Annotated in this window: 11 protein-coding genes and 1 pseudogene; 8 read left to right on the forward strand and 4 right to left on the reverse strand. The window is 57.3% G+C overall.

The annotated features are described in order from the left end of the window. Positions 1 to 243: pseudogene (locus Q363_RS24265) on the reverse strand (hypothetical protein); the annotation flags it as partial. A 331-nt stretch (positions 244 to 574) separates the two neighbouring features. Continuing rightward, complete coding sequence (locus Q363_RS24270; protein WP_245632432.1) at positions 575 to 1,528, reverse strand: carbohydrate kinase family protein; 954 nt, start codon at positions 1,526 to 1,528, stop codon at positions 575 to 577. Between the two features lie 318 nt (positions 1,529 to 1,846). Here Q363_RS24270 and Q363_RS24275 point away from each other — a divergent pair, with 318 nt between their 5' ends. The 4 genes from Q363_RS24275 (at position 1,847) to Q363_RS24290 (ending at position 9,391) form a co-directional block, all read left to right on the forward strand. After that, entirely contained in the window at positions 1,847 to 2,830 is a 984-nt protein-coding gene (locus tag Q363_RS24275; RefSeq protein ID WP_245632433.1) for an SIS domain-containing protein, read from the forward strand. A 1-nt stretch (position 2,831) separates the two neighbouring features. Continuing rightward, positions 2,832 to 4,124: a D-tagatose-bisphosphate aldolase, class II, non-catalytic subunit gene (locus Q363_RS24280; protein ID WP_035355925.1), complete on the forward strand. Its 1,293-nt coding sequence runs from the start codon at positions 2,832 to 2,834 to the stop codon at positions 4,122 to 4,124. A gap of 619 nt (positions 4,125 to 4,743) precedes the next feature. Further along, positions 4,744 to 5,574 carry a DeoR/GlpR family DNA-binding transcription regulator gene (locus Q363_RS24285; protein WP_245632434.1) on the forward strand — a complete coding sequence of 277 codons (831 nt, stop codon included), beginning with the start codon at positions 4,744 to 4,746 and terminating at the stop codon, positions 5,572 to 5,574. 544 nt (positions 5,575 to 6,118) lie between these two features. Next, a complete protein-coding gene (locus Q363_RS24290) occupies positions 6,119 to 9,391 on the forward strand; it encodes a TonB-dependent receptor (RefSeq protein WP_169747108.1) in 3,273 nt (1,090 codons plus the stop codon). 712 nt (positions 9,392 to 10,103) lie between these two features. Here Q363_RS24290 and Q363_RS24295 read toward each other — a convergent pair. Beyond that, positions 10,104 to 11,810 carry an MFS transporter gene (locus tag Q363_RS24295; RefSeq protein ID WP_051979255.1) on the reverse strand — a complete coding sequence of 569 codons (1,707 nt, stop codon included), beginning with the start codon at positions 11,808 to 11,810 and terminating at the stop codon, positions 10,104 to 10,106. A 178-nt stretch (positions 11,811 to 11,988) separates the two neighbouring features. Continuing rightward, positions 11,989 to 12,165: a hypothetical protein gene (locus Q363_RS41075; RefSeq protein WP_157467458.1), complete on the reverse strand. Its 177-nt coding sequence runs from the start codon at positions 12,163 to 12,165 to the stop codon at positions 11,989 to 11,991. Positions 12,166 to 12,311: 146 nt separating this feature from the next. Between Q363_RS41075 and Q363_RS24300 the strand changes: the two genes are divergently transcribed. The 4 genes from Q363_RS24300 to Q363_RS24315 all read left to right on the forward strand — a co-directional run. Next, positions 12,312 to 14,531 carry an amylo-alpha-1,6-glucosidase gene (locus Q363_RS24300; RefSeq protein ID WP_157467461.1) on the forward strand — a complete coding sequence of 740 codons (2,220 nt, stop codon included), beginning with the start codon at positions 12,312 to 12,314 and terminating at the stop codon, positions 14,529 to 14,531. Positions 14,532 to 14,932: 401 nt separating this feature from the next. Beyond that, positions 14,933 to 15,067, forward strand: coding sequence for a hypothetical protein (locus tag Q363_RS45660; protein WP_281176071.1), 135 nt, complete (start codon positions 14,933 to 14,935; stop codon positions 15,065 to 15,067). 418 nt (positions 15,068 to 15,485) lie between these two features. Beyond that, positions 15,486 to 15,692, forward strand: a complete 207-nt coding sequence (locus tag Q363_RS24310) for a hypothetical protein (RefSeq protein WP_035355933.1) — start codon at positions 15,486 to 15,488, stop codon at positions 15,690 to 15,692. Positions 15,693 to 15,739: 47 nt separating this feature from the next. Then, positions 15,740 to 16,881: DUF3560 domain-containing protein (locus Q363_RS24315; protein WP_035355935.1), on the forward strand; the 1,142-nt coding region annotated here is incomplete at its 3' end.

A 16,881-nucleotide genomic window follows, 5' to 3' on the forward strand; every position in this document is an offset into this window, starting at 1 on the left:
CTGCTTCCGCGGAGCCTTGCGGTCCGACTCCAGAATCGCATCGATCAACGACGCCGCTGCGGCCATCTTCACCGCCGGACGTTCTGTCTTCTTGCGCTGCGCCGGAACTGCGTTCCGCACCGCCTCCCGCACCATGCGCCGATGCACACCCAACTTCCGCGCCACACCGATGATCGACCCGACTCCAAACTCATACTCCCGGCGAATCTGCTCGTATAACTCCACCTTGGCTCTCCAGTCCAACTCGCCCTCCGTCCCTCAGCGCCGCTGAGAAACAGGGTAGAGTCCGCTCTGCCCAGGGTGGGCCAACTTAAACCGCCAGAGTGAGCCAAATTAGAATGCCAAAATCAGCGAGGCGTGCGACGCAGCTGCGCATGAATCGTAGTTTGAGAACTGGCTGATAACCTGCGGAACTTCGCCTCTCCGCAAGTTCAGCTTCTGGTAGGCCACGATCGCAGGTTGGTCGTGGCCTGTAGTTATGGAACTCTACTCTCTTCTTCCCCAGCGGTCGTGATCGACTTCTTCGATCGGAGCGCGCGAACACCGCCGCTTGCGGCGCAAGCGTCTGCGCAGGCTAAGCCCGATGCGCGGAAAGAAAGCTCTCGCGCAGCGTCGTATCCCGGAACGCCTCGGTACCACCGGATGCGAGAGTTGAAAGCGCGCCGGTAATGTTGCCCATGCGAGCCGCTTCAACAGGGGAGGCTCCACGCAGATAGGCGCTCAGGAATCCTGCGTTGAAGCTATCACCCGCCCCGATCGTGTCGACGGGAACGACAGAGACTCCCGCGACAAGCTGACGCATGCCCCGATCCTGCACCATGGCGCCACGGGAGCCACATTTGACGACGATCAGTGGGACTCGCTGGCCGATGATGTCCAAAGCCTCCTCAAGGGTCGACACGCCAGCCATGTGCATCAACTCGGCCTCGCTCGGAAGGAGGATATCGATCAGGCCGAGGACCTCATGAAATATGCCGCCCCACTGGTCTTCCGGATCGTCGTTTGTGTCCAAGGAGATGGTCAACCCAGCCCGCTTCAAGGTAGCGAGCAGTTTCGGCAGACCGGGATGCAGCGCTCGTTGCAGAAAAAGCGAAGACAGATGAAAGTGCCGGGAGGATGCAAGGTACTCCACCGGCAAGTCTTCCGCCCCCATCTCCGCCATCGTACCGAGGTACGTCAGAATGTGCCGCTCCTTGCCGTGCGGGAGAAGAATCGTAACTCCAGTTCCGGTCGAGCCTCTGTCAGACTGCGTCTCCGACAGATCAACCCCACTTTCGGCAAGCCGGGCAAGAGCAAACTTGCCGAAATCATCGGTGCCTACCCGCGTCACAAAGCCGACTCGCATGCCCAGAGAAGCTAGATTATGAGCGACGATCGCAGACGAACTGCCAAGAGTGACTCGAAATCCAGACGCCAAGAGTTCCCGTTCCAGGGGCATCCGCTCCGGCAGACCATACAAAATGAGGTCAAGGTTGATCTCCCCCGCGATGGTCACATCGAACCGCCATTCCGACATCTCTGCAGTCATCTAAGTTTCTCGCTCCGCTCGATATAACAGTATCAACTTCAATCATGGTTATGTTACTATTTTTTGTGTTTAGTTTCTTTTGCTTTTGTGATCTTTTGATTTAGGAGGCTCGATCCCGTGGGTCCACTGCTTAGTTTGCTCGATTTACCGATCTCGGAACAAGAGACGCGGGGCTTGCTCTTCACGCCGAGGGAGATTGCGCAGCAACCCCAGACGTGGCTAAAGACACTGCATATCTTCGAGGCGGAACAACAACGCATTCGGGCGTTTCTCAAGGAGGCCGGTGTCACCGCCTCCGTGGAGCAGCGGCCGATCGTAATGCTCGTTGGCGCCGGCACTTCAGATTACATCGGCGAGTCTCTCGCGCTTCTACTGCGGCAGCGCTGGGGTTGCGAAGCCACCGCGGTTGCAAGCACCGACTTGCTGCCAAGCCTTGCAGACTATGTCATTCCGGGCCGGCGCTACCTCTGGATATCCTTTTCGCGTTCCGGTGATTCTCCCGAGGGCGTCAGTGTACTCGAGCAAACTCTTGAAACCTATCCTGAGATCTCGCACCTTGTCGTGACATGCAACCCCAACGCGCGCATGATAGCCATGGCGGGGAACCATGAACGCGTCTGCACCGTAATTCTGGATGATGCGGTCAATGATCGCAGCCTAGCGATGACAAGCTCGTTCACCAATATGGTCGTGCTGGGCCAGTGTCTCGCGCATGCCTGGAGCCTCGACGAATATAAAGAAGTTCTTGAGGATATGATTGCCGCCTCCAGCGCCTTTCTGAACAACTCGGCCGAACTCGCGCAAAGTACGGTTGACCGGCGAAAGCCCCGCATTTGCATGCTCGGTTCTGGAGCCCTCGCTGCGGTAGCCAAGGAGTCATCCCTGAAGGTGCTCGAGATGTCAGGAGGCCAGGTCAAGACGATGGCACTGGCGTCGCTGGGGCTCCGACATGGCCCTATGGCTGCCCTCGATCGCGAGACCGACCTTGTCTTCTTCCTATCGTCTGAGAGGACACGCTTCCGCTACGAAGCCGACCTGCTACGCGAAATTCAAGCGAAGCAGATTACCGCATCGTGCATTGTTGTGGGACTGAAGTCCGATCACGACGAAATTGCTCCCCTTTGCAATGTGTACCACGCGATCGATGGCACGTTCGCAGATGCCTACCGTCCGCCGGTGGACGTGATCTTCGGTCAGCTTCTTGGGCTCTACTCCTCGATCGCCTTAGGCCTGCGTCCGGATGCGCCAAGTCCGCAAGGCGTGATCAGCCGCGTCGTGAGCGATTTCACGATCTATCGATGAGATGTCCGCGACCCTTCAAAGGCACCTTACGAAACAGAAGGATGGAGTTCCGGCAGGAATCTACTCTGTCTGCTCCGCACATCCACTTGTATTGCGAGCCGCCGCAGAACTCGCGGAAGCGGCCGGCAGTCACCTTCTAGTGGAGGCGACGAGCAATCAGGTTAATCAGATGGGCGGATACACGGGCATGCAGCCAGCCGAGTTCCGCAATTTCGTTGAGATGATCGCCGCAGACGCCGGGTTCCCCTGCGAAAGATTGATCCTCGGGGGAGATCACCTCGGACCTAACCCCTGGCGGCACCTGTCCGCAGGTACAGCGATGCAGCAGGCGGAAGCGATGGTCTCGGCTTATGCTCAGGCCGGCTTCAGCAAGATTCATCTGGACGCCAGCATGTCTTGTAAGGGCGATCCTCCAACTCTGATTGACACGGAAGTCGCCGCCCGCAGCGTCCAGCTTTGCCTCGCAGCAGAGACCGCGTACCAGCCAGGCGGTGAGAAGCCAGTGTACGTTATCGGAACAGAAGTGCCGACTCCCGGCGGTGCTACCCATGTGCTCGACGGCTTGGCCGTTACCTCTCCCGAGGCGGCAGCACATACGTTGACAGTCCACCGTGAAGCCTTCATGGCTCACGGCTTGACGGACGCATGGACACGAGTCATTGCCTTAGTCGTGCAGCCAGGGGTCGAATTCGACCATGACAGCGTGGTTCATTACGACCGCTCCAAGGCCCGGCCGATCGTCCAATGGCGGCGCCAGCACGCTAACGACATCGTCTTTGAGGCGCACTCTACGGACTATCAGAATGCCCGCGCATATAGTGGTCTGGTCGAAGATGGCTTCGCCATTCTCAAGGTCGGGCCGGCGCTCACGTTTGCCCTACGGGAAGCGCTCTACGCGCTTGCGGATATCGAAGCGCAGCTCATCGCGCCTGCGGTGCGGTCCCGTCTTGCAGAGACAATCGAGCAGACGATGCTGGCGCATCCTGCAGTTTGGCAGCCCTACTATGCCGGAGACGCGAAACAGCAGACGTTGCTGAGGCGGTATAGCTATAGCGATCGCATGCGGTACTACTGGAACTACCCCGAGATCGCCGCTGCTGTGGACCGCCTGATCCTCAATCTTTCATCAACTGCGATCCCGCAGAGCATGCTGAGTCTCTACTTACCCTCCCAGTATTCACGTATGCGCATGGGAGAGATCTCCGGCGATCCGACATCTCTGATCGTGGACAAGGTCAAGGATGTACTGCGTGTGTATGCTCGCGCCTGCAATCAGAAGCATCGGGCATCGTAGGGGCCGCCTCGTCGCCGGCACGAAGGACATCTGTGAAGATCGTTCGACACGAATGTATCTTAACGGTCGGAACTAAAGATGAGAATTGGAGATCGAGGCATGGAAGCCCAACGAACATCCGACTCCGAAGGCGGACATGGATGTTCGTTGGTGCCGCTGTCTGATCCTCCGTCGCACCGATCAGTGTCACGTCCGTGAGGAGCGCACCGCGCCAATCGAGTTCCCGGACTTTACACGAGGTAATTGGTAACAGCGAGCGTTCTCCATCGCAACCCGCAACCCAGGTGTCAGTTCGGCAAGAAAGAAAGCATGATTCAGACAACTGCTCTGCTTGTTGCTCGTGCCACCGTGTCGTTTTCGAAGATAATCATACCGCCGGAGTTCGTAAACCAATCGGAGATGGAATCGGTCTTCTACCCAGGGTTATTCGAAACGATTTGAAAAGAGAGAACGGCGGTGGACCGGTGATAGACTTTCTCCTGCTAGAGGGGAATTACTCGCGGAAAACGACACAGAACAAAAGCCTTCGCCTTGATCTGCCGGAGCGAATGGAACCGACCGGCGGAGATCGTAAAGAGCAGCTATCAATTTTGCTCAATAGAGAAAGCGGATTAGCGATATGAAGAAGGAAGTTCCACAGAAACCGCAGAACGGGATCGTCCGTGACGACGAGCACGCAAACGATGGGATGATGGCAGAAGAACGCCGCATGCAGATCCTGCAGATTGTGCGTTCAGAGGGACGAGCGAAAGTCAATGACCTCGTTCGCCGATTCAACACCTCTGCGGTCACCATCCGCAGCGATCTGAACGAGTTGGACCAGCGAGGGGTTATCCAGCGCTCGCACGGAGGCGCCGTCATCCAGGACACGGTCTTTCGCGAGTCACCGGTACACGAGCGCATCAAGAGCCGGTCGCAAGAAAAGCAGCGCATTGGCGCGAAGGCCGCGACGCTGATTCGAGAAGGCGAGACGATTATCCTGGACTCAGGCACTACAACGCTTGAGATCGCACGACAGCTCAAGAACATTCCGCACGTCCAAGTCATCACCAATGGCTTGAACATCGCCTTGGAGCTTCTTGGGTCGCGTAACACGCAAACGATCATCATGGGAGGTAGCGTCCGCAGCGACTCAGCATCGATTGTGGGACGCGCAACCGAGGATATGCTTGAACAGTTCTCCGCCGACAAGCTCTTCCTCGGGGGAGCAGGGTGCGACCCGGATTTCGGCGTGAGTGGTACAAATCTGGAAGAAACTATGGCGAACCGAGCGATGCTGCGTGCGGCCCGCGAGATCGTCGTCGTTGCCGACGCAAGCAAGTTCAGCAAGCGCAGCATGTCACTGATTGCCTCCTTCTCGGAGGTCGATCTCGTCATCAGCGACGTGAGCCTGCCACAGGAGTTGCAGGACCGAATCCGATCCTTCGGGTGCAAACTCATCTTGGTATGAGGCAACGGATGTTCAGCCAGGGTGGGCAATTTCTTCATCGCTGATGCGACGCTGGCGGGACGGTGGTGGGGGACTTCACCGTGTGGGATGGCGGCATGACGACCGCGCGCCTGGAACCGCGGGGGCGGGAGTGATGCCGGCGTCGCCGCGAAGCTGCTTTCGGATCACTCCTGATGAAATCGCTGCTTTCGACACGCATTTGCGAAAAACAAGGAATTGTGGGTCGTCATGGGGCCTCTCGAAACTTATCTTTCCCTTTGAATAGTTTCATATTATTATTTTTTTCTTGACAAATGTGGTGTAAGAGCGCGTTACTTATGGCGCGTTACTTATGGCTGAAGACCCAGCCCTATTTGCCTATTTGGTTGTTCTGAGTATCAGCGGAGCTTGGCCCGGTAGGTGTCCTCTTCGGTGCACGCAGCGAAGAAAATCGGTGGTTCAGGAGGTTGTGTTGGAGATCAGGAGTCAGAAAGCAGTTGAAAGGATGCGAAGCAGTACGCGGTCCGGCTGCTTCGGCAGTGGAACAAGGGTGTCCTGGATGTTCATGGTCGGATTGGCACTGTTAAGCTCTGTGGCGATGGCGCAAACGGGATTCTCGGGTCTGCGCGGGAATATCAAGGACAGTTCGGGCGCGATCGTAGCGGGCGTGCAAGTGGTTCTTACGGAGCCCGCCACCAGGGAGACGCAGCGCACGGGCGTCTCGGACGCGCAGGGGAATTTCGAATTTCCGAACCTGAAGCCTGGAACCTACCAGGTGATGACGCGGATGCAGGGCTTCAAGGCCTTTGTAGCGCAGGATGTGAAGCTGGACGCGGACCAGATCCGGCGCCTGGATATACGGCTGGCGGTGGGCAGCGTGCAGGAAACGGTCGAAGTGCACGCGGGCGCGGCCCTGATTGATACCGAAGGCGGAACAATCAGCAGTGCCATCGACAAAAAAACTGTTGCGGATACGCCGCTGCTTGACACCTATCCTTCACCTAACTCGCTGCTGGTAACGCTGGCGGGAGTGCAGGGCAACGGGTATGACATGAAGATTTCAGGGCAGGATTCGGCGCAGCAGTCCATGGAGATGGACGGCGTGAGCAACGATCGTGCCGGCGAACAGAGCAACAGCTCGAAATTTTTTGATGAAGCGACGGTCGTGACGGTGAATGCGCCGGCCGACAGCTCGCGTGTGGTGGCCTACAACCTTACCTCCAAGCGTGGCGCGAACAATTTCCACGGCATGGCGTACTACCAGCACTTCAACGGTGGACTGAATGCTACGCCGCATCCGAACTCGAAGAAGGCGCCGTACATCCAGCATGACTGGCAGGCTGAGCTATCGGGGCCGATCTGGAGGGACCATACGTTCTTCTACGCTTCGTGGTATGAGCAATTGATTCCTGGCGGCTCGTTCGATCTTGCAACGGTGCCGACGCAGGCGATGTGGAGAGGAAACTTCACCGGCTTTGCTCCGATCATCGATCCGCAGACGGGAAAGCCGTTTGCGAACAACATTATTCCGTCCAACCGGATCAGCCCGGTGGCCGCTGCGCTGGAGAAATATTACGCGCTGCCCAACATCGGCGATCCCACGGTATTCCAGGCGAACAACTTCGGCTGGCAGCATCCGTACAGCGCGCAGAACTACCGTGGAGACTGGCCGTTCATTCGCATTGATCACAACATCAGCAAGAAAAACTCAATTTTTGTGCGATGGCTGGACCGCAGGACTCCATTTGTGCTGCCCGGGACGCTTCCGACCACCTTCTGGACCAGAATGCGTGACCATCGGCAGACAGCTGTGGAAGACACCCACATCTTTACGCCGACGATGCTGAACACGTTTCGCTTCGGTTATGGCACAGACTTTATTAATGACGGCGCGACAGAGCATGGCCAAAAGCCGTTGAACGGTGGTGACGTCATTGCAGCGCTGGGCCTGCAGGGTGTGAATCCTAGCAATTACAACGTTGCCGGCGTGCCATCCTTCTCGATCAGTGGATTTTCATCGTTCAGCGCGGTCAATGGCGGTGTGAAGAGCGATGACAAGAACTACTTTTACGAAGACAGCGTAACCTGGCAAAAAGGGAGGCACGTCTGGAAGTTCGGTGGCGAACTGACGGCGTTCCGATTCCACAAAGGCGTGATTCCTGACTATGGCAGCTTCTCGTTCAATGGTTCGTTCACGGGTGGCGCGCCGGGCAGCGCGTTCGCTGATTTGCTGCTGGGGCTGCCGCGCACGAGCTCGCGGTCGGATCCGTTCGTGAACCGCTCTGAGACCAACAAGGAACTTGGGTTCTACGTGATGGATACGTTCAAGCTGATGCCGCGGTTGACGCTCGATTACGGCCTGCGCTGGGACTACTATGGCATCCCGACGTACACCGACGGCTTGATGTACAACTTCGATCTTGCGTCGGGCACGGTGCTCGTCCCGCAATCGAAACTTTCTCAGGTCAACCCGCTTTATCCGAAGAACATCCCGATTGCTGTAGGGCAGGTCTCGCCTGACGCCAGCCTGAGGAATTTCCGGCCACGCGTCTCGGCAGCGTATCTGGTGTCGAAGGGCTTTGTGATTCGCGGCGGTTACGGGCAGTTCACGGAGCGGTTCAGCCGCTACTACTCAGATCAGGCGGACAACCAGGGACCCGGACCGTTCGCGCATCTGGCCGAGAACTACACCAACCAGTTGGTGAACGGGCAGCCGCTGTTCTCCTTCCCCAACCCGTTCCCGAGCACGAGCCTTGCGGAGCCAACGCCGAGCCAGTATGTGGCAGCGCTTCCGCGCAAGTGGGACAACGGAACGATCCACCAGTTCAACCTGACGCTGGAAAAGCAAGTGGGCCGGACGGGACTCCGCACGTCCTACATTGGTTCACGCAGCAAGGGATTGAACTTCGTTCAATGGAACATGAATGTGCCACCGGCTAGCCTGACCCCGTTCGATACAAGCCGGCAGCCTTATCCGAACCTGTCTTCCGTGGCGGAGTACCGGCATGATGGCGCGGCCGAGTATGACGCGCTGCAACTGGAAGCGACGCGTAAAGAAGGATGGGCTACGTTTGACGCCCATTACACCTGGGCGTCGAGCCTGAACAACATTCAAAATACGGATGACGTTTCCAACCCCACGAAGGTATGGGCTATGGATGGCGGACTGCGTCGCAACCTGTTCACCTTCGCTTCGGTTCTGCAGCTTCCGTTTGGAAGAGGCCGCGCGCATCTGAACCACGCTCCTCTGGCAGTCGATGAGGTGCTGGGCGGATGGGGGATTCAGACCATCAGCTACCTGGGCTCCGGTGACTACATGACGCCGAAGTTCTACGGATTCGATGTGGCGAACAACAACTACAACTCGTATATCCCGGACGTGATTCCCGGCAAGAAGGGAAATCTGCCGTCGGGCCGGCGCAGCGAACAACGGTGGTTCAATACGCCGGTGTACCATCAGGACCCTGCGACGAAGGCGTTTGTGTATGACCAGGTTGGCGCGTTCAAAGTGCCAGGCTGCCCGGACAGCGATCCGCTTTGCCTGAACAACGCACCGGCGAACGTCGGACGGTACGGAAATGCGCGGGCAAGCAGCCTGCTCGGTCCGCGCCTGGATGTACACCATCTGAGCGTGGTCAAGACGTTCCCGATCACCGAGCAGCTTCATGCCACCTTCACTTCGGAGATCGCGAATATCTTCAATCACCCACTGTTCTATAACCCGGACACCTATATCAACGCGCCGGATGTAGGCCAGCTGGTCTATGCCAGGGGCGATTATGAACCGGAGAAGGCGGGACATCGCCAGATCTCGTTCAAACTGCGATTCGAGTTCTAACGCTTTGAGCTACCGGGTGTGGGATAGACCCCACACCCGGTAACTCGTCTATCGCATGACCCAGACCCGACCATTCATGGAAGATTGGGGACGGAACGTTGAAGAGTCCAACACAGAATCTGGAAGATCATTCACGAGCCCAATTCCAGAATGTCAAACTGGATGTCGAGTTCAACCGGGGCAGGCCCTCGACCTGAGGCGTATTACCAAAACTTTTGTCTCGCGAAATCTGATCAGTCTTTTCATCTCTGACATTATTGTTTGGGACGGCGCGGATGTACACCGCAGCATGTTTTGCTGGAAGGCATCACAGAACGATTTGCCGGTTCTGCTGGTCGACCATTGTGAGAAGACGCCGCTTACCCCTGCATCACTTTGGAGCGAGCGGATTTGATCGGAATGGCGGGAGCTGGTATCACCGTTTGGCCAGAACGCAGAGACCCATCGATCCTGACTGAACGGCATCTACGAGATAGAGAGCCGCACTATAGTTGCAGCGATAACCATTACGTTCTTCGTGATCGCGATCGTAGGCGCATCAAATCGAAAACCTCTGGCGAATTTGTCTCCCGTCTCGATCGACGCCACCGCGTGTGGTCTGCTCTTTCGACAACTTTTAGAACAAGCCGTCGTCAACGCTGCTATTCATTCAGGCTTCGCGTGGTCGAAGCATGTCCATAAACATGTACGAGTCAATGTAATCAGGCAGGTATCACACTGCGGTGATTGTCTTAGGCGAACGTCGTTCCCCGCTCTCAAAGTATTCCTCGATTTCTTCGAGAGTTTTACCCTTCGTTTCAGGCAAGAAGAACGCGGCGGTGACAAAATAGAGGATCGTGCAGACCGCCCAGAAAAAGAACATGGCGTAGAAGCCGTAGTTGCCTACGACAGGAAGGAAAAGAGCGGCGATGAGCGTAGACACACCCGAATTCAGGAGCAAGGCGATACCCATGCCAGTCGAGCGTATGCGGGTTGGCATGAGTTCCGAGAGCGTGAGCCATACGACGACACCCGGACCAATGGAGAAGAAACAGATGAACAGGCCGAGGCATATCGTGATAAGCCAGCCGGTTTCCTCTTTCGGAACCGGGCCGTAAAAGGCGCGTTTGATCACAAGCGGAGAAGTGGCTTCCGTTGTTTCTGGAGCGATGCTGAGAACGGCATTGTTATCTGAGCTGAGCGCAGTCGCTACCCTTTCTCCGGAGCCGTAGGAGTAGAGAACCGTGAGCGACATGGGGCCCTCGATGTCGGCGTGACTAAGGGCCACTTCACTCAGTGGCAGCCTGAGGCGATTGCCGTGGAGTGCTCCTTGGACCTCCTTTTTAATGTCGAGGCGTCGCGATTCAAACGTGCGGAAGAGAAAACCACACGCAAGCAGCGACAGAATGATCCCGCAGGTACCTGTCTTGAGTAGGAACTTCCGGCCCTTCTTATCTACGAGAGCGACAGCTAAGATAGTCATCACGCAGTTGAGAAGTTTGACGACGACATCGCCCTGCGTGGCATGGCTGGGGCTCATGCCTGCCTGCTTGAGAATGATGACGAGGAATCCAAGGATCGAGTTCATGCCGGTTGCCTGGTTGCAGGCAAGAATGATGCTTGCGAGCACAAATGGGATCACGTACTTTCGCTGAAGCAGCGAATCTCCGGTGTTTCCAGATGCCTTCTTGCGGTGATCTCCGGCAATAGCCTCCATCTCTAGCATCTGTAATTCGGCTTCCTCTGGCGAAGAGAGCCGGCGAAGTGCCGCCAAGGCTTCGGCCGATCTGTGTTTGCGGAACAACCAGCGCGGCGTTTCGATCAGGAAGAAAGTTCCGAAGAAAAAGATCAGGCCCGGGTAGATTATGGATAGGAACATGCTGCGCCAGGCTTGGTCCTGCGCCGCTCTGATCAAAATGTCATTGCCGCCTGCGCCGGCGATCAAGGTTTCTGCCCGCCGCGTGTAGAACCAACCGGCGACAGCAGCTACAACGATACCGAAGGTGAGCAGGAGCTGGAAGATAGCAGTCCCCTGGCCGCGCTTTTTCGCGCTTAAACATTCCGCAAGATACAGCGGAATTACGACTGCGATGACGCCGCAGCTCACGCCTTGCAGCAGACGCCCAAGGAAGAGCAGCGTGAAGCCATGAGAGATGACTATAAGTCCCACGCTTGCGACGAAGAGCAGGCCGCTCACAACCATCATCTTCCTGCGCCCAAACCAATCTGCGAGCAACCCGGCTACTAAGGAGGAGATCATGCTTCCCCCTAGTACAGCAGCGACGATGATGGACGTCTGTTGGACCGTCAGACTGATGGTCTTGCTCAAGTAAAGCAAAGCGGCGGCAATGATTCCAATATCGATCCCATAGAGCAGGCCTCCAAAACCCGCGATTACGATAAGGAACCTGCCATAATCGCTGGTACTGAATTTGGCCATGAGGTGTGCTCCGGACGATCTGGTTGGGGCGCGACGGTCGATGGGATGTCAGCTCACCAACACTGCAGAAAGCTACAGATGGATGGACGCTGGCTTACGGGTAGTTGCGAACGACTTGACTATCTTTCGAATGTTTATTATATCTTACGAAACTAAATAGAAGCGAAATAATCCGAACTCAAAGCAGCAGTGCCGAAGGCGAAGAGATAAGAGGCACGATCAACATCGTTGAACCAACGATAGTGCGAAATTTATCGACATCCCGGGCGCGGCTGTGCAATGGATTCTTTCTAATCCCATCGTTATGGATCCATTCCTGAAACAACCAAGTGGCGGCGCTTTGCTTCAGCTTCACGATACAGGTGCATACTCCCAAGATCAGTAGCCTTCTTTCGCAATTGAAGGCAGGGCAGGATCATTGAGCTCACTCCACAGGCGGTTGCTTACCCTATGAAGGCATTAGTCCACCTCGATCAATCGATAGCTGATCTCGGGAGTTCCATGATCCGCTCGCTCGTGATCGTACTCCTGCTCGGCAGCCTCAGCTCCGCTCAGCTTCCAAAGCCCGTAACGTCAGCAGCGAACGGGCGGCTCGTGCCCGACCTTCCGGCGTGGTCCACGACGTTGACGCAGCCGAACCGGTATCTCTCTGCACACGGCCTCCGAGCCTTCGCAGGCGGCTACTCCGAAGACGGCCTCGAGTTCTGGAGTTTCCCGCTCCAACTCGTGCACGGATATCATTTGAGTTTCGAGGTGCCCGAAGCTGCTCCTCTTGCGGCACTGAGTATGCTTACCTCCGTCGAGGTTGATCCTCTCGGCGTCACCCGCGTCTACACAGCCACGGACTTTCGTGTGCGGGAGCGGATCACGACGCATGCCGAAGACCCCGGTGTTCTGGTCCTATTCACGGTCGAGGGTCGCCGTGACGTTCGCATCCAAGTTCACTTCCAGCCATCGCTCAACTTGATGTGGCCAGCCGGCATTGGTGGCCAGGAGACCGCGTGGGACACCGATGCACGAGGCTTCCTTCTAAGCGAACCGACCCACCAGTTCCGCGCACTCATCGCCTCGCCGGAGGCAACAGAGCATAGCGAAACGAACAACGATCGCCGCAATAGTGCGTTTGATCGCTCTCTAGTCCTGACACTCGACCCCCGGCTGTGCAGCGCGGGCCAATGCGCAACTCTGGTCTTCGCAGGACAAAGTGAGACGCGCGAAGACGTGCACACAACAGCAGCGTTGCTGCTCCACGCCGCCGACGCTCCTGGCCACAGTGACATGGAACGCTTTGCATCATCGGACATCGTGAAGGTCACAACGCCTGACCCCGACGCGAACCGTGCGATCCGGTGGGCGCAGATCGCGCTGGAGCAGGCCTGGACATGCAACCCGCGGCTGGGCTGCGCGACCGTCGCTGGGTACGGGCCCTCCCATGGATCGCGCCGCCCGCAGTACGCCTGGTACTTCGCGGGAGACGGCCTGCTTGCAACCGAGGCGTTGCTACATGAGGGCGACTTCAAACGAGCCGCCGCGGAACTGGACTTTCTCTTCCGCTATCAAAACGCCCAAAACGGCATGATGTGGCATGAGATCTCCCAAAGCGCGGGCTTTCTCAACTGGGCAAAGGACTACCCGTACATGTACGCCCACGTCGATATCACATTCGACTTTCTCACCGTGCTCGCCGAATACGTCCGGACTACGGGGGATGAGGCCTTCATCCGGCAGCACTGGGCCACAACGCTGCAGGCCTACAAGTACTGCCTTTCGACTCTTGACGCCGGCGACGGCCTTCCACGCGTGCCCGCCGACAAGATGAGCGGCAACGAACAGGATCGCCTCACGGACGAACTGACGCTCTCTGCCGCGTGGGTCCGCGCAGCCCATGGGATGTCCCTGCTTGCTGCTTCGATGCACGACGCGGCACTCACCCAGCAAGCAGAAGCCGCAAGTCTCCGCGCCCGAAATAGCATCCAGACCCGCTACTGGAACCCTGCCGCGCACCGTTGGGTGAGTGGTTTCATGCGCTCCGGGGCGGTAGCGGAGAGCACCTCCGGAGCTGAGCTCGCGGCGATTTCCTCTGGAGCGGCGACATCGGAACAGACCTCAGCCATTCTGGACGCCTTGGCCACGCCCGCATACCTCACCGCCTGGGGGCTGCGAAGCAAGCCGTCCACGGCGTCTGACTACGATCCCACTTCTTACTCGAAAGGCAGTGTGTGGAGCCATCACACCGCGATGGCTGCCGAAGTAATGTGGCAGTCGCGACGGTCCGATACCGCCAACCTTCTGTGGCAGAGTCTCATACCATGGGCATCCGCTGATTCGCTCGGCCACATGCACGAGGTGATGTCCGGCAGCTTCTTTACACCGCAGCGCGAGTCGGTGCCGGAGCAGACCTGGTCCTCTGCAGCCTTCCTGTCCGCAGCAATCAACGGCATGCTAGGGCTGGAGTCCGATGGCCGGATTGGCGTGCTCCAATTCGCTCCGCAGGTTCCGCCCTCATGGAACTCGCTTCGTGTCAAACACATACGCGTCGGCAAGAGCGACGTAGATCTCGACTGGCACTCACAGAACGGAAGCTTCACCTTGGAAGTCCGGAACGCGGGCCCGCAGTTTCATCTCCGCTGGATGCAGGGAAGGACTGGCCACGATGCCACGGCTCCCGCTCCTATCGAGCGTGACATAATGCCAGGAACGACACGCTTGAGCATCCCGTGAGTTCAGCATCCCGCTGACGTATATGCTCGTGGATATACCTATTGTCTGTGATTAGGATGATCGCATCTGTAGCACTCATTCACCGCGGACCTGCTCATAGAAAAACGCGCTTCTTTTCACCTACGGCGAGGACTGTTGCTTTCAGAATTATCTGGCGTAGTTTTTTAGAGCTATTTGGCGTACTCCCGGATCTTCTCTGAGACCTCAGATAGACGGGTGCCTTAACGTCACCGACTGCAAGTCACAATTAGAATCTATAACTTAGCCATCGTCTAAATTATGACTGAGCGTCGGCTTTGGGCTCCTGACTCGTCCTCGGAGCTCCGTCGTTGCGCCAAATAGCGCTGAAAGTTAGCGCCATATAGCGATCAACGCTACAGCTCGTCACCCTTGAAGGAATCTTGTGTTATCGAGAGGTCGAGGATGAGGTCAAGGGCACTACCTTCACACACAAGATCGCTGAGGTCCACGCCATCACGCGGCTCTCGAAAGTAGAGGCCGCCGATGACCCGACGGATGGAGCCGACGACGAGTAATCGTCGGCTTGGGAGGACGAGGCTATGAAGCTTCGTCCTCTCAATGTTTTTCCACCGACGACACGCAAGAACCCCGAGGGGTGCACTCCGCCCAAGCATAGAGTTTCGTAACAGTCTAGTTCCTGCCCGCAACGCCGGCCCCATTGCAACAGCAACAACGAAGTGCGATCTCATGCGCTCCGCGCCCAACAAGGAAACCAAGCCTTCCTGAGAGGCTCCGCCTCTGGCGCGCGCAAGAGGCACCCTAATCTTCCGCGCTTCGCTTGTGCAGACCTCCGCTTCGCTCCGCCCTCTCCACTCCGTTTCGAGGGTAGGGAACCCTCCTCTTGCACTTGCCGCCTCCGCTGGCGTGGGCCAGGGCCAAGGCGTGTTTGTTAGCAAACACAGCACGGCCATTCAAAAACGGAGGAACTACCCAATGAGCAACACCAAACCAAATCCCTACCGCATCAGCTTGACCGAAATGCTGAAACAAGAAGGACGCACCTTTGAGGCTATGGCCGAAGAGGTGATGTTTGGCGACGCGAACGCACTCGCGCTTTGCACCGAGCATTGCGAGGTAGAACCAGACGGCACATGCCCCCACGGTTGCCCCTCCTTCATGCGAGCTGCAGGCCTCATCTAGCACCAACCCTACCACCGCACCATACGACCCGAAGGAGAGAAAACCCGATGAGCTACACCGCTACCTATTCCCCCGAAGACAACAAACTCCGTCTCTACTCCACAACCCGCCTCGACAGCGGGACGTATGCTCGCGTGAAAGCAGCCGGTTTCATCTGGGCACCGAAGCAAGACCTATTCGTCGCGCCGATGTGGACACCCAGCCGCGAGGATTTGCTTATTGAACTGGTTGGGGAAATCGAAGACGAAGACAGGAGCCTAGTAGACCGCGCCGAGGAACGCGCCGACCGTTTCAGCGACTACAAAGAGAGCCGTATCGAAGACGCGCAGCGCGCACATGATGCCGTCCACCGCATCGCCGACAATATCCCGTTTGGTCAGCCTATTCTCGTCGGCCACCACAGCGAACGCCACGCCCGGAAGGACGCCGAGCGCATCGAGAACGGCATGAGGAAGACGGTCCAGATGTGGCAGACCGCCCGTTACTGGGAACAACGCGCAGCAGGAGCGCTCCACCACGCGAAGTATAAGGCGCTCCCCGGCGTCCGCCATCGCCGCATCAAGGGATTGGAAGCCGACAAGCGCAAACAGGAGCGCAACAAACAAGAGGCCGAGATGTGGCTAAAACTCTGGACGGAATGCGCCAACGAACAAGACAAGGAACTCCAGGCTAAGGTTGCTCTTCGCATCGCTGGCATGTGCCATCTACACATGCCACGCAAGGAAGGCGACCGCGAAGACTTCCAGCACACCCCGAGCGCATACGACGCACTACAGGGCAGTTTCCCGACCCTCTACGCACCCCGCACCTTGGACGAGGTTCTAGCGGTTGCTCTCGAAACTTACCCTCGTGTCATTCCCGCTTATGACCGCTGGATCGACCACTATACGAACCGTATCGCTTATGAGAAGGCAATGCTTGGGGAGACTGGAGGCCTCGCCGCCGACCGCTTCCATTTTGAAGTTGGGGGCAAGGTTTTTATTGGCGATGAGTGGCTTGTAATTCTGAAGATCAACAAGACCGGCCACGCCATCAGCAGCCTAACCACTACACCGCGCCGTTACTTCTACGGGAGCAAATACAAAGCCGATATCGAGAGCGTCAAGGATTATCAGGCACCGAAGCCCGAGGAGACCGCAGCAGTCAAGGCAGCAAGCAAGCTCCCCCCGATGTGCAACTATCCCGGCGA

It is taken from the genome of Edaphobacter aggregans DSM 19364, assembly GCF_000745965.1.
Taxonomy (GTDB): domain Bacteria; phylum Acidobacteriota; class Terriglobia; order Terriglobales; family Acidobacteriaceae; genus Edaphobacter; species Edaphobacter aggregans.

Bases quoted from the DNA above. Each gene is read 5' to 3' on its own strand.
- Q363_RS24270 (WP_245632432.1), bottom strand. From the start codon at position 1,528: ATGACTGCAGAGATGTCGGAATGGCGGTTCGATGTGACCATCGCGGGG.
- Q363_RS24275 (WP_245632433.1), top strand. From the start codon at position 1,847: ATGCTCGTTGGCGCCGGCACTTCAGATTACATCGGCGAGTCTCTCGCG.
- Q363_RS24280 (WP_035355925.1), top strand. From the start codon at position 2,832: ATGTCCGCGACCCTTCAAAGGCACCTTACGAAACAGAAGGATGGAGTT.
- Q363_RS24285 (WP_245632434.1), top strand. From the start codon at position 4,744: ATGAAGAAGGAAGTTCCACAGAAACCGCAGAACGGGATCGTCCGTGAC.
- Q363_RS24290 (WP_169747108.1), top strand. From the start codon at position 6,119: ATGGTCGGATTGGCACTGTTAAGCTCTGTGGCGATGGCGCAAACGGGA.
- Q363_RS24295 (WP_051979255.1), bottom strand. From the start codon at position 11,810: ATGGCCAAATTCAGTACCAGCGATTATGGCAGGTTCCTTATCGTAATC.
- Q363_RS24300 (WP_157467461.1), top strand. From the start codon at position 12,312: ATGATCCGCTCGCTCGTGATCGTACTCCTGCTCGGCAGCCTCAGCTCC.
- Q363_RS24310 (WP_035355933.1), top strand. From the start codon at position 15,486: ATGAGCAACACCAAACCAAATCCCTACCGCATCAGCTTGACCGAAATG.